Annotated in this window: 12 protein-coding genes; 5 read left to right on the forward strand and 7 right to left on the reverse strand. The window is 47.4% G+C overall.

The genetic code is table 11. The features are described from left to right. From TSUB_RS16570 to TSUB_RS16580, 3 genes are all read right to left on the reverse strand, one after another. Positions 1–1,734 carry a vWA domain-containing protein gene (locus TSUB_RS16570; protein WP_087024260.1) on the reverse strand — a complete coding sequence of 578 codons (1,734 nt, stop codon included), beginning with the start codon at positions 1,732–1,734 and terminating at the stop codon, positions 1–3. Between the two features lie 166 nt (positions 1,735–1,900). Continuing rightward, complete coding sequence (locus tag TSUB_RS16575) at positions 1,901–2,452, reverse strand: hypothetical protein (protein WP_087024258.1); 552 nt, start codon at positions 2,450–2,452, stop codon at positions 1,901–1,903. A 212-nt stretch (positions 2,453–2,664) separates the two neighbouring features. Beyond that, entirely contained in the window at positions 2,665–3,849 is a 1,185-nt protein-coding gene (locus TSUB_RS16580) for a multidrug effflux MFS transporter (RefSeq protein WP_087024256.1), read from the reverse strand. Between the two features lie 253 nt (positions 3,850–4,102). Between TSUB_RS16580 and TSUB_RS16585 the strand changes: the two genes are divergently transcribed. Both TSUB_RS16585 and TSUB_RS16590 read left to right on the forward strand, forming a co-directional pair. Then, the gene (locus TSUB_RS16585) at positions 4,103–4,354 is read left to right on the forward strand and encodes a DUF2999 family protein (protein ID WP_087024254.1); all 252 of its coding nucleotides are present in this window, start codon (positions 4,103–4,105) and stop codon (positions 4,352–4,354) included. A gap of 420 nt (positions 4,355–4,774) precedes the next feature. Then, a complete protein-coding gene (locus TSUB_RS16590; protein ID WP_087024252.1) occupies positions 4,775–6,310 on the forward strand; it encodes a sensor domain-containing diguanylate cyclase in 1,536 nt (511 codons plus the stop codon). Between the two features lie 300 nt (positions 6,311–6,610). Here the strand turns inward: TSUB_RS16590 and TSUB_RS16595 are convergent, their stop codons facing one another. The 4 genes from TSUB_RS16595 to TSUB_RS16610 all read right to left on the reverse strand — a co-directional run bounded on the left by TSUB_RS16595 (position 6,611) and on the right by TSUB_RS16610 (position 9,529). After that, the gene (locus TSUB_RS16595; RefSeq protein ID WP_087024250.1) at positions 6,611–7,417 is read right to left on the reverse strand and encodes an HAD family hydrolase; all 807 of its coding nucleotides are present in this window, start codon (positions 7,415–7,417) and stop codon (positions 6,611–6,613) included. A gap of 42 nt (positions 7,418–7,459) precedes the next feature. After that, positions 7,460–8,587, reverse strand: a complete 1,128-nt coding sequence (locus tag TSUB_RS16600) for a DUF3626 domain-containing protein (RefSeq protein ID WP_087024248.1) — start codon at positions 8,585–8,587, stop codon at positions 7,460–7,462. A gap of 105 nt (positions 8,588–8,692) precedes the next feature. Beyond that, positions 8,693–9,073, reverse strand: a complete 381-nt coding sequence (locus TSUB_RS16605) for a carboxymuconolactone decarboxylase family protein (protein ID WP_087024246.1) — start codon at positions 9,071–9,073, stop codon at positions 8,693–8,695. A gap of 69 nt (positions 9,074–9,142) precedes the next feature. Then, positions 9,143–9,529, reverse strand: coding sequence for a MerR family transcriptional regulator (locus TSUB_RS16610; protein WP_087024244.1), 387 nt, complete (start codon positions 9,527–9,529; stop codon positions 9,143–9,145). 196 nt (positions 9,530–9,725) lie between these two features. Between TSUB_RS16610 and TSUB_RS16615 the strand changes: the two genes are divergently transcribed. From TSUB_RS16615 to TSUB_RS16625, 3 genes are all read left to right on the forward strand, one after another. Then, positions 9,726–10,094 (forward strand): hypothetical protein, encoded by a 369-nt coding sequence (locus TSUB_RS16615; RefSeq protein WP_087024242.1) that lies wholly within the window; start codon positions 9,726–9,728, stop codon positions 10,092–10,094. A gap of 69 nt (positions 10,095–10,163) precedes the next feature. Continuing rightward, positions 10,164–10,703 carry a CueP family metal-binding protein gene (locus TSUB_RS16620; protein ID WP_087024240.1) on the forward strand — a complete coding sequence of 180 codons (540 nt, stop codon included), beginning with the start codon at positions 10,164–10,166 and terminating at the stop codon, positions 10,701–10,703. 520 nt (positions 10,704–11,223) lie between these two features. Next, complete coding sequence (locus TSUB_RS16625; protein ID WP_087024236.1) at positions 11,224–11,934, forward strand: response regulator; 711 nt, start codon at positions 11,224–11,226, stop codon at positions 11,932–11,934. Positions 11,935–11,936: the final 2 nt, after the last annotated feature.

The raw sequence follows: 11,936 nt of genomic DNA on the forward strand, positions 1-11,936 counted from the left end.
TTAGAGGTTCTGTGCTAGTTCCACTAATTGTACAAACTCACCGCGATAGTTGAAGGGGTCTTCACCACGATTTTTGCGAGCGATGTCGGCAATTTCTTGGAAGGTCAGCGCATTCACATAGCGTTCGGTCTTCAGCTTTTGTGCGAAGGCGGCCGCGGCGGTGGCGAATTGAAAATCCGTGCTCGCCTGTTCAAACCGCGTATGTAAGTCGCTAAGTTCAACTTGCTTGCTGATTAATTGGCTGTGCTTTTCATCGGGTAATTTATAGCGCACTTTAATCTGCGCCACTTCGTTGGCATGCGGTGTGGGCACGGACGTTTCTGAGGCGTGGCCATGTTGATAGCGAAGCGCATCAATCTGCCCTCTGTCGCCAGCGAGCGTGAGCTCGTAAAGTGCAGTGACGGTATGACCTACACCAATTTCACCCGCATCGACGTGATCGTTGTTAAAGTCTTCATCGCGTAGTTGACGATTTTGGTAACCGATCAGGCGATACTCTTTGACTGTTACGGGATTGAATTCCACTTGGATTTTGACATCGTTAGCAATGCTCTGCAATGTACCACTCATCTGTCTCACCAAGACTTTTTGCGCTTCATGGAGTGAGTCAATATACGCATGATTGCCATTCCCTTTGTTGGCTAACTGTTCCATTAAACCGTCGTTATAGTTTCCTCGGCCAAACCCTAATGTGGTCAAAGAGATGCCATGTTGTCGCTTTTCTTCAATCAGCGTGATCAGGTCATCAATGTCGGCCATACCGACATTGAAATCCCCATCGGTTGCTAAAATGACACGATTGACGCCACCGTCAATGAAGTGTTGTTGCGCTTGTTGATAGGCTGCAAGAATGCCGCCTTCTCCGTTTGTCCCGCCTCCTGTTTGAAGGGATTGCAACGCATTGAGAATCGTCGCTGTTTCGTCGCCTCTGGTCGCGGGTAACACAACGCCCGCATTGCCGGCATAAGTCACAATGCTGACACTGTCGTTCTCGTTCAGTTGTTTGGTGAGCATGGTGAGGCTATTGACCAACAGTGGCAGTTTACTTCTGTCATGCATTGAGCCAGATACATCAATTAAGAAGACGAGGTTAGATGCTTGACGCTGATCTGCGGGGATCTCGTAGCCTTTTAAGGCGATGCGCAGAAGTTGACGCTCAACGTTCCAAGGTGATGGGGCGATTTCAGTATGCACTGCGAATGGCTGCTGACGGTTCTCTGGCTCATGGTAATCATAGGGAAAGTAGTTAATGAATGCCTCTTCACGCACCGCATCCGCAGGAGGCCTTTGCCCTGAGTTAAGCAAGCTGCGGACATTGGCGTAACTGCCCGTATCAACATCGATTGAAAAGGTAGACAGTGGTGTTGTTATGGTTTGATGCACGCCATTAGAGGGGGTATCAAGATAGTTGTCATGGTTTTCGAACAGCGGTTGTGAGGGGATTGGCATGATAGCCATGGTTTGTACTCGAGATAGAGAGGGACTGCTGAGTTGCAATACGGTGCCCATCTCAGCAAGCGTGCTTTCTCGTTGGGTTTTCAACACTTGTTCTGTTTGGTGGCGCTGTTGATATGCCTCGTCTGCCTGACGTTGCTTGGTCAGTTCCTGCGCTTTTCTTTGCGCTTCCATCGCTTCTTGCTGCTGAACAAGGCGGGCTTGTTCATTGTCGGCGCTGCAACCAAATAGCAAAGTGAGTGCAATGGCGATGCTGGTGTAGCGGCATGTTTTATTCATGTTTCTGTCCCGTTCATTGGTGTTGTAGGGGTATAAACGGATGAAACTGAAAAAGGGGTTAAAAAATTTTAACTATTTTAAAACTAAGCCACGTAAGTATTGTGGCTTGAGTCATCTTGGTTTGAGTTATCTTGGTTTGAATCATCATGGTTTGAGTATGGGGTGCTTAGAAATACGTCTCAACGACATAAGTAATAGGCACGAATAGTACAACAGTGATGATCACACAGGTAAGCAGCATACCGACAACCAAACGCCAAAACGCTTGCCAGAACGTGGCCACACTGGTTTCGGCAATCATGATCGCGATATAGCTCACTGGTAATAGCATCATCACGAGTTGCCACAGCGCCATGGATACCATGTTGTTTAACGACAAACTCACCGGGGTCAAAATGACACTGATCACGATACTGGCGAGCACTCCGTAGCTAACGCATAAGGCGAAGTGAGGATACACAATGTTGAACCGTGAGTTGGCGATTTGGAAGGTCACTTTGGTATACAACTTAATGAAGCCAATCGTGATGAAATAGGTCACGAGTAAGCCAATAAGTAGCTCGCCTAAATAGCGAGAGTACTCGCCGAAGACAAATAGCGTGACAAATGTTGAAACGACAGTCACCAAGCTTACCCACATACGTACAGGGCGATAATCTGCGCGTGCGGCGACTTTGTTTTGGATGAATTGTCCAGGAGAGAGAATCAGTGAAAGCATAGCGAACATCCGTTGACGTCAAAAGCAGCTACTGTATGGAAATCCGTCTGCTCTCAAAGATGTAAGATTCGCTTCTTCGCCTTACTTCAATATTTTGGTTGATACCTTCACCGCGCAGTGAGTAGAGGTGCGAGTGTGGTCACTCAATGTCTAATTAACTGCGAAAAGGTGCTGTCAGCTCGCGGTCGGTGCTTGACGAGCTGACATGCTGATTAGGAAAACTCAGGCTTAGGGGCATTAAATCCGCGTAAGATGTTGGTTAGCGTGATGCAAGCAAAAACACCGATGACCAAACCGAGATGCCAAGACTGGCTAATGCCAAGTTGCACTAAAGCCATACTGACGAATGAAGAGATGATCATCTGCCCGCCGCCAGCCAATGCGGCAGCAGCACCCGCTTGATGCTGAAAAGGCTGCATCACCATGGCTTGCGAGCAGGGTAAGGCAATGCCATTACCTATCACCATGATCAGTTGGCCAAACATCATGGCTAAGGGCTCTAATGGCGCTAAACATAACCAGATGGCAGCTAACGCGTGCAGCATCGGGGTACACAACAGCATTTTCTTTATACCAATCATCGGGCGTAAACGGCTGGTTAAAGCGGTGCCGAGGAACATGCCAAGCGCAGGAATAATCGCCCACAAGGCATATTCATCCGAGGTCATGCCAATCTGGTTTTGCATGATAAACGGCATGACTGAGATAAGGGTGACCACCAAACTGAAGTTTAGCCAACTGATACTCGCGAAGCTGACAAAGTAGCGTGAGCGCAGCAGTTGGCCATATTGGCTGACGATTTTCTTTGGATTAGGTACGCGACTGCGCTTGGTCATCGTCTCTTTAAACAGCATTGAAATTGCACACCAAGCTAAGGCGACATAGCTCAGTAGGGTAACAAAGACCATAGGCCAACCGAGATGGTGATTGATCAAACCACCTATTACCGGAGCAAACATGGGGGTGATGGAGGCAACCATGGCGAGATAGGAGAGCGCAGTAGGCAACTGCTCTCCTGAATAACTATCGCGGGTAGACGCACGCGCGAGTACGGCGCAACAGCCGGTGCCTAAACCTTGGATGAAGCGTCCAGCGACCATGCCATACAGACTCTCTTTCGACGCTATCACGAGGCAGAGACCAGCCAGTGCGAGCAGCAAACCGGTAAGCAATACTTTCTTACGTCCTAGTGCATCAGATATCGGGCCATAGATAAATTGAGATGGCCCAAAACCTAATAGATAGATGGCGACCAAGAGTTGAGCCTCATCCAAGCTGACATTGAAATCATGGGCAATGCCGGGCAGCGCAGGGAAGATAAGCCCCATGCTGAGCTGACCAATACTGATGATCAAACAAGCGAGTAGAATGGGGCGTTTATGAAACGGCTTAGGCATGAACGAGCAACCTTAGTGAAAGCATGGAGGGGAAGAGAGTGGCGAGGCGTTATTCTATTCAGCTCTGTGGGGGAAAACAAAAACAACACATTGAATTTCGCAATAACTGTGTAAATAAACGTGAATGGAAAACGGCTAGCAGAACAATGTCACTCGTCTTGCTGCCGTTGATACGAATGCGAAGCGACTTGCCGTTGCGTTTGCAAGTGATAGACTCTTTCCATGATTCATTTGGTCACGTAAAGGTAAAGTGATGAACCCAATTTTAGCGATATTAAAAGAAAACAATATCAGTGATGAGCAAATTAACGCTGTGTTTCAAGCGTTGACAGAAAACCCGCTGGCAGCGATGGCGACCGTTGGTCAGCTTGGTTTGCCACAAGATAAGCTGCAACTCCTTATGACGCAAGTGATGCAAAATCCTGGGCTGATTAAAGAGGCGGTTGAAGAATTAGGTTTAGATTTTGCCAAGGTAGAAGCGGCGAAAGAGAAACTCCAAAAATAGACCGTTATACTCAAACCACCTCAAGTTTTCTTATCGAGGTGGTTTCCCTCCTTTGCTCATACCTTCTTGTTGCCATCAGATAGTTCAGATAAACCTTCAAGATACTGGCGAAACTGGCGTTTTTATACATACTTATCAATATACTCAAACCACCTCAATAAGTAGGATTCAAAAGCGGCTTAGCGTGTCGAGTTCAAGGCTAGGCATGAAGGAATGGTTTCCCCTTGCAAGTACCTTTAATGCAGAAATCGGGGCACTCGTCGCTTCCGGCTCGCTATCGTTGTGACTGCTTTTCGATTTAGCCCAAGCCTTCATGCAGTGCCTTGATGACAAGCCTAGAAACTCTCGATGAACAAGCACCTTGAGGTGGTTTGAGTACAGATTCAAGCATCTTGAGGCCCCTTGAGTATAGGTATGTAGATGAAATTCGGAAGAGCTATTGTGTTTATTGGGGGCGCTGTTTTTCTTATCATCGGCTTTCTGAGCTATCTCTCTTCATATCAGGAAATTAAACGCTCTACCAAAGAAACGCTGTCATTTCGTGTGGATAGTTTTAATCAGTATTTGCATATGATGGCAGTCAACAACCTCTCAATGCATGACTCTATGCAGAGCCACTATCAATTAGCGAAAAAAGGGTATCTATACAGTGAGGTTGTGGAAGGGATAACCTTTTTTCCTCAACAGAATGTCTACGGGTTATCTGCGTTCGACTCCCCCCAGTATGCGTCTCAGCTACTGGGTACACTAACCGCATTGGCTGATGTTGATATTTCTGCTCCTCATATCCAACATGAAATGACCGCTGTGATTACGCTTGATGAACAGTTGGCGGCTTACGTGGGCGACGCTGAACTCGCTATTTGGACGTACTATCTTTCTCAGCATCGTTTTCTTTACTTACTGCCAAAATTGCGAGTGCGTGATTTTCAGATTACGCCAAGCCTTTATGAGAAACCGTTTTGGACCCAAGTCATCCCTGAAGTTAATCCCGCAAGGAAACAGATAATCACCCCACTTTACGAAGACGCGGGTGGAGAAGGCTTAATGGTGACAATTGCTAGTCCGGTGTATTCAGACGATACGTTCTTAGGGGTGATCTGTGTCGACGTGGGGATTGCGTACATGCGTTCAGTACTGACCATTGGTGACGCAGTGGGAGAATCGGTGTTAGTTGATGAAGAAGGGCTTTTAGCTGCAAAAGCGGAAGAGATTCATGTTGGCCAAGTGTTTCAAACTACCACTCTGGACAGTAAGCAACAGTGGCAAGAATATGCTGATCGTTGGGTTTATGCGACACCTATTGAAGAGGGACAGCTGTTTTTTGTACATGAGTTATCGAAGTCAGAATTAATGACAAGTTCAATCAAAGCGTCGTTAACCACGTGGTTGTTTTTAATTATTGGTTATTTGTTGGGCGGCTTTGCTTATTACATGTATCGGGTGTCTATCAAGCATAAGAAACTGATGCGACTCGACCCGCTTACTCGACTGTATAATCGACGAGGTTTTAAAAATATCGTTTCTCCTATTTATGATAGCTTGATAGATAGCGAGGAAACAGGCGCTTTTTTATTGCTGGATATTGATAAGTTTAAAGCGGTCAATGATAACTATGGACACAGTGTGGGTGACGAGGTTATTCGTTCTATGGCTGAAATAATCAGCTCAATGGATCGTGAAGGTGCAGTGTGTAGCCGATGGGGTGGGGAAGAGTTTTTAGTCTTCATTCCGAATATCAGCCTAAATGATGCATTCAATCTTGCCGAGTCTATTCGTGCACGGGTAGAGACAACCCGCCATAGCCAACATCAACTTGCGATAACTATCAGTATAGGGCTATCGATCAGTTGCGGTAATAAACTGCCAGAATGGGTGATCAATCAAGCTGATGAAGCATTATATCGCGCGAAAAAGAACGGGCGGAATCGTACAGAGGTCTTTCTGCCGACGTAATCCACCCATTGCGGTTTTACTGTATACTCAAGCCACCTCAAGATGCGTGTTCAGCGAGAGTTTCTAGGTTTGCCATCGAGGCACTGCTTTGAAGATCTAGTGGGCTAAATCAAAAAGCAGTAACAAAGGTGGCGAGCCTAGAAAACTCGCCCTTCGGGAAGCGACTAGCGCCCCGATTTCTGCGTTAAATGTGTTTGAAAGGGGAAAGCCATTCCTTCACACATTTGCCTTGAACTCGACGCGCTAGTCTGCTTCTGAATCTCGCATCTTGAGGTGGCTTGAGTATATTCAATAAAGCGGTTACTGCCTTTGTTCGAGAAGCCGCTCTAAAACGACATACACGCCTTTGTCTTCATTGCTGGGTGCGATAAAGCGGGCATACGCTTTGACTTTCTCATGGGCGTTTTCCATTGCGTATGCGTGGTAACTCGCCTCCAGCATTTCAACATCGTTAAAGTAGTCGCCAAAGCTCATGGTTTCTTCATAGGTGAATCCCATGGTCTCTTGAAGGTGCCGAATGGCATCGCCTTTTGAGGCGCGAGCATTCATGACATCTAACCAGATCGCGGCACTCACAACGACTTGATGACTGTCTCCGAATGCGGCATGGATGCTCGGGTAAACCAAGGCTTCTGTTCCGCCGAAATGGAGGATTGCTACTTTGATGAACTCGTCTTCTACGCTGAGTAAGTCATCGACGTACTCGCATCTATGGTAATAGCGCGCAATCTCTTCACATGCTGTCGGGTCTTGGGTCTCGATATACGCTGATTTTTTGCCACACAAAACAATAAACGCATCATCAATGGCGCGGGTTGTTTCAATGACTTGGGTGATTTCGTCGCGGTCAATGGTGGCGCTGTAGAGCTCTTCACCTTTGTACATCACGAGGGTGCCATTTTCAGCAATGAATACCATCTCATTTTGTTGCGCCGAGAAGGTCTCTAGTAAGCTGTAGTATTGGCGGCCAGATGCCGCAGCAAACAGAATCCCGGCCTGTTCAAGACGAGGAAATAACGTGTGAAAGTCGGGTGATAAGACTTTGCTGTTGTCCAGCAAGGTGCCGTCCATATCGGTGGCGATAAACTTAATTTTAGATGACGTCATAAGCGCGCTCTTCGCTAGCAATTTGCCATCACGCTACCTTGTTTAAGGTTGAAGATCAAAAACAAAGCCGTGAGGAATTGTACACAGAGGGTACATAGATCCATATCTCACTAACACATGCCAGAGCAGTTTGTAGGGTTGCAGCGCGGCAGCAATATCCATTGCACTTGCTGTGCCCACAGCTTGATAGCGATGATTGACGTATTGGCCAAGAGCATGCGCGTTTAATGTCGGTTGCTGAGTAAATTCAGCGATTTGTTTCGCGATCTCGGGCATGCTTGGGCCTCGAAAATCCGTTGGCACCTCCGACAGGGTGAGCTGATACCCTTGTCGCCACTGCAGAACGATGTCGTAGCGTTCGCATAAGGTCTGTAAATCGCGCTCAATCGGGGTGCCTCGATAGCTACTATCGGCAACGAGGTGGGTGACATCATCCGCCAAGCGCAAGTCACCATGTATTTGTGCTTCGATGTAGTGATCCAGATTTCCAGCATTTTGAACTTCGGTTTCGCACTTGCCTAGTGTTGTAAGCACGTCATTGATGATGGATTTTGGCCTGATGTCACTGAGCCCTAGACAGGTCTCACGTTCAAAGCTCTCATTGAGCATCGCGGCGAGTAATGGCAAAAAGTGGTTGATGGTGCCCCGTATTGGTGGCGCAAGATGAGAATCGCCAAAGCTGAAAGTACTGCGTTGGGTAACATCGGGGGCAAAAACGAAGAAACAGCTCCCAAACCGAGGGCAAGGACCATCTGCATGTTGGGCGATGTTTAATGCGCCGTATTTAGGCCGCTCAGGCAGTGAAGCCTGGGTAAAATGATCTCCGAAAAGGTGATTCTCCCAATCAGCGCGCTCGCCTTTGGCGCTGGGGTCAAGTTTGCCGTTGGATATCCGGGATTCAAACTGGCTGACATAGCGGCCTGATTGAAGGAGTGATTGCACGACGTTGACCGTCTGGTTGTCTGCTGTGGTAGTCAGCCGATCTGGGTGAAAGTGAGCGCATACCCGCGCATGCGCGGCAATGTTGGAGAGCGAGGCTTGCAATGCTTGCGGGGATACATCGCTCATCGCAAGGATATGATTCACCTCACTCTGCGCTTTTTGCATCAATGACTGGGCATAATTTTCAACATAGTGAATGGCGTTTCGCTGGGCGGTGGTCAACAGCATGCTTGTTACCCTGTGGTTCTATCCTTTTGTTTTCAATAGCGTAACAGACTTACTGTGACCCCGACAATGTGAGGAGGCTGGAGCATAGATTGCTAAAGCAAAGACTTATTGGCTTTTATGTTCCGACAACACCTCTTTTAGCGCAAACATGCCATTTAATGCCGCGGGAAAACCTGCATAGACCGACATTTGTAAAATCACTTCTTTAAGCTCGTCTTCGGTGCATCCGACATTGAGTGCAGCATGCAGGTGAACCTTGAGTTGAGGCTGACAGTTACCCAATGACGTGAGTGCGGCGACAGTGGCAATCTCGCGAGATTTTAGGTCTAAACCTGAGCGGGAATAGATATCTCCAAAAGGATATTCGATGGTGTATTGGGCGAGATCTGGGCAGATATCGGCGAGGCTATCGATGACGCGTTGCCCGGCGTCACCATCAATCTCTTTCAGAGCCTTAAGTCCCCGGGTATATCGTGTATTTTGCATAAGTCATCCTATTCATTTGGTTCGATGGAAGACCTAGGCTACCTGTTAGAGTGAACTCTAACGCAAGGATTATTTTTCAGTGCTGGTAAGGTGGTTTGAGTCACTTTGGATGAGATCATCGTAGAGCGCGATCTTCTCATTTAATGCAGTGAGATGTGTCTGTTGTTCCGCGATTTGTTGAATGAGCTTGTGTTGATGCGCTTGCAGTAAAGTTTGTCGCTCACGCAAGGTACTATCACCTTTTTCACGCATTTGAGCGTAGAGCTGGATATCAGCAAGTGGCATACCGGTATTTTTGAGGCGCAAGATGAAAGTGACCCAAGAGAGCGCTTTTACAGTGTAAATTCGTCGACCACTTTGGTCGCGCTGAATCTGCTTGAGAAGACCAATTTTCTCGTAATAGCGTAACGTGTGAGGAGACAGGCCTGTACGCTCGCTGAAGGTTTTCATATCCATAGGAAGTGATCGTGATAGGTAACAATGGATACCATGATTGCACTTCAGCGAGGAGGTGTAAAATGAATGTCGATGTCGTTACCGCACGCCAAATGCGTCTCAATGGACAATGAATATTGACCTTACCCCAAGGGGAAGGTTTACACTCTGTTGACTTTAGAGAGATTGTTACCATGCATAGGACTGCCGCGCATTGATGGATCGAATACCTCGCCTTACACTTTGGTTTTTGCTACTGGCTTTGTCACTTGGGAGTTTGCCGAGGTTTTCAGCGCTGACAGAAATGCCGCTAGCGATGAGCAAAGAAAATTGCCATTCGAATCGGGGTGAAGATCATCAAAGCGAGCATCTTGTCTCTGTGGGTTCTTTAACGCCGTCGTGTCAGCATGATAGACAAACGGCTTGCTGCTTAACGGTCTCTTGCGCTGTTCCTATGGGTATTCTTACACAACAGTTCGGCGTTCCGCACTATGAGCTCGATGCACATGCTGTGCTGGAATGGGTCTTTCTGTATCTTTCTCCCAATGTCTCTGGGTTTTATCGCCCTCCTATTCAACTTGGTTAATCACTCAAATTGTGACGTTTAGTCGTTTATAGACATGAGATATTGAATTAAGAAAAGAGACGCAGAGATATGAAAAATTTAGTGAAATCGCTAGCAATGTTAACCGTGGTTGTGCCGCTATTTGCTGCCGTTCAGGCATCGGCGATGACGGCGGAAGCGTTCAGCCAATTATCGCCACAAGCGGCATTAAAGCAATCTCATCAATGGCATAGAACAGGTGAAGCCAGCGTAAAGGTACTGCCGAATGTGTTGGAAGCGCAATTGCCGAATGGTGAGCAAGTTTCAATCCCGCTCGACGATGCGTTTTTGCTGTCGATCGCCCCATTTGTGACTCAAACACACCCTTGTACCTACCACGTGCCGACGGGTTGCCAAGGTGAGATGGTCGCTGAAACCATGCAGTTATCTATTGTTGATCAGACAACCGGTAAGGTCATTCGCGAAGAGACAGTGACAACGCAGAAAGATGGCTTTATCGACATCTGGATGCCAAGGGACGGCGAATATGAATTTACGCTTCGACAAGGAGATCGTGTTGCGTCTGAGGTACTCAGTACTAAGGGAGATAGCAGGACGTGCATTACAACGATGCAGCTCGTTGCGATCTAGTGAGCGTCGTTAAGTTGATAAAAAGCCGTAACCATGGGGTTACGGCTTTTTTATTATCCTAAGAACACGCGCGACCGATTATCGCTATGATTGTTTTTATTTTGCGGGTAGGTCGGGGTGTTGACGAATCGACCGTAAATAAAAGACTTGGTCTCTTTCAACTCGCGCCTTTTGAAAGCGGTATGTTTAGCCATTCCTTTCCCTTCTTTAGCCTGACTGACGTTTTGCATGACTGCAGTGAAGTTAATGTTGTTATCTGTGCGGCATTGGTATTGACGCATAAGTTAATGATCACTTCTCTCTGGGGGAGTGCAGGCAGTGTAACGGTTTGTGATGGAGGAGTTTGTAAGGCTTTGTTATGTTCTTGTTGCGCATGAATAGCGTGGCACACCTCATAAATCGTTGGTTTTGTAAGAGAACACTTACAAAACAGTGATAAGCGGTGGTTTTCTGATAATCGAGTTAAATAGATAATAGGGAGATTATACCAAGTCAGTGTCTGGATGGGGGATTGAGGCAGATGACGCAAGAGAACAAAACGCTGTTGGTGGTCGATGATAATCAGGAGATCCTCGATGCACTCAGTGAATACCTAGGCAAGTCGGGGTTTGACGTCATGACGGCAAGAAATGGCGATGAAATGTGGCAGCAACTGCAAAACTGCACACCGGCTTTAGTGATTCTCGATATCATGCTACCCGGCGATGATGGCTTGACGCTGTGCCGCAAGTTACGTCATATCTCCCATGTCCCCATTATAATGCTGACGGCCGTGACTGACGATGCGGATCGTATTGCGGGTTTAGAGATTGGTGCGGATGATTACATCACCAAATCGTTTAATCCGCGAGAGCTATTGGCGCGCATTAAAGCCTTGCTGCGCCGCAGCCAGTATGGCAGTGAAGGCGGGCCGCAGCGCAAATTGCGTTTTGAGGCGTGGACGTTTGATTCTCTGAAGCGGCAGTTGATTCATGATGACGGATACCGTATCGCGCTTTCTGGTGCTGATTTCTCTTTACTCACCTTGATGGTTCACAATCCGAATAAGCTACTCAGCCGCGATGATATTTCCATGGCCTTGTGGGGGCGTGAAGCAGACCCGTTTGAACGAGGCATTGATGTGCAAATCAGCCGGCTACGCAAGCATCTGCGTGATGATGACCGTTCATTGATCATGACAGTACGAAACAAGGGCTACATGATGGTGATTGAATCACTGACAGAAGTGTGATT

This window comes from Thaumasiovibrio subtropicus (assembly GCF_019703835.1).
Taxonomy (GTDB): Bacteria; Pseudomonadota; Gammaproteobacteria; order Enterobacterales; family Vibrionaceae; genus Thaumasiovibrio; species Thaumasiovibrio subtropicus.

Bases quoted from the DNA above. Each gene is read 5' to 3' on its own strand.
- TSUB_RS16570 (WP_087024260.1), bottom strand. From the start codon at position 1,734: ATGAATAAAACATGCCGCTACACCAGCATCGCCATTGCACTCACTTTG.
- TSUB_RS16575 (WP_087024258.1), bottom strand. From the start codon at position 2,452: ATGCTTTCACTGATTCTCTCTCCTGGACAATTCATCCAAAACAAAGTC.
- TSUB_RS16580 (WP_087024256.1), bottom strand. From the start codon at position 3,849: ATGCCTAAGCCGTTTCATAAACGCCCCATTCTACTCGCTTGTTTGATC.
- TSUB_RS16585 (WP_087024254.1), top strand. From the start codon at position 4,103: ATGAACCCAATTTTAGCGATATTAAAAGAAAACAATATCAGTGATGAG.
- TSUB_RS16590 (WP_087024252.1), top strand. From the start codon at position 4,775: ATGAAATTCGGAAGAGCTATTGTGTTTATTGGGGGCGCTGTTTTTCTT.
- TSUB_RS16595 (WP_087024250.1), bottom strand. From the start codon at position 7,417: ATGACGTCATCTAAAATTAAGTTTATCGCCACCGATATGGACGGCACC.
- TSUB_RS16600 (WP_087024248.1), bottom strand. From the start codon at position 8,587: ATGCTGTTGACCACCGCCCAGCGAAACGCCATTCACTATGTTGAAAAT.
- TSUB_RS16605 (WP_087024246.1), bottom strand. From the start codon at position 9,073: ATGCAAAATACACGATATACCCGGGGACTTAAGGCTCTGAAAGAGATT.
- TSUB_RS16610 (WP_087024244.1), bottom strand. From the start codon at position 9,529: ATGGATATGAAAACCTTCAGCGAGCGTACAGGCCTGTCTCCTCACACG.
- TSUB_RS16615 (WP_087024242.1), top strand. From the start codon at position 9,726: ATGGATCGAATACCTCGCCTTACACTTTGGTTTTTGCTACTGGCTTTG.
- TSUB_RS16620 (WP_087024240.1), top strand. From the start codon at position 10,164: ATGAAAAATTTAGTGAAATCGCTAGCAATGTTAACCGTGGTTGTGCCG.
- TSUB_RS16625 (WP_087024236.1), top strand. From the start codon at position 11,224: ATGACGCAAGAGAACAAAACGCTGTTGGTGGTCGATGATAATCAGGAG.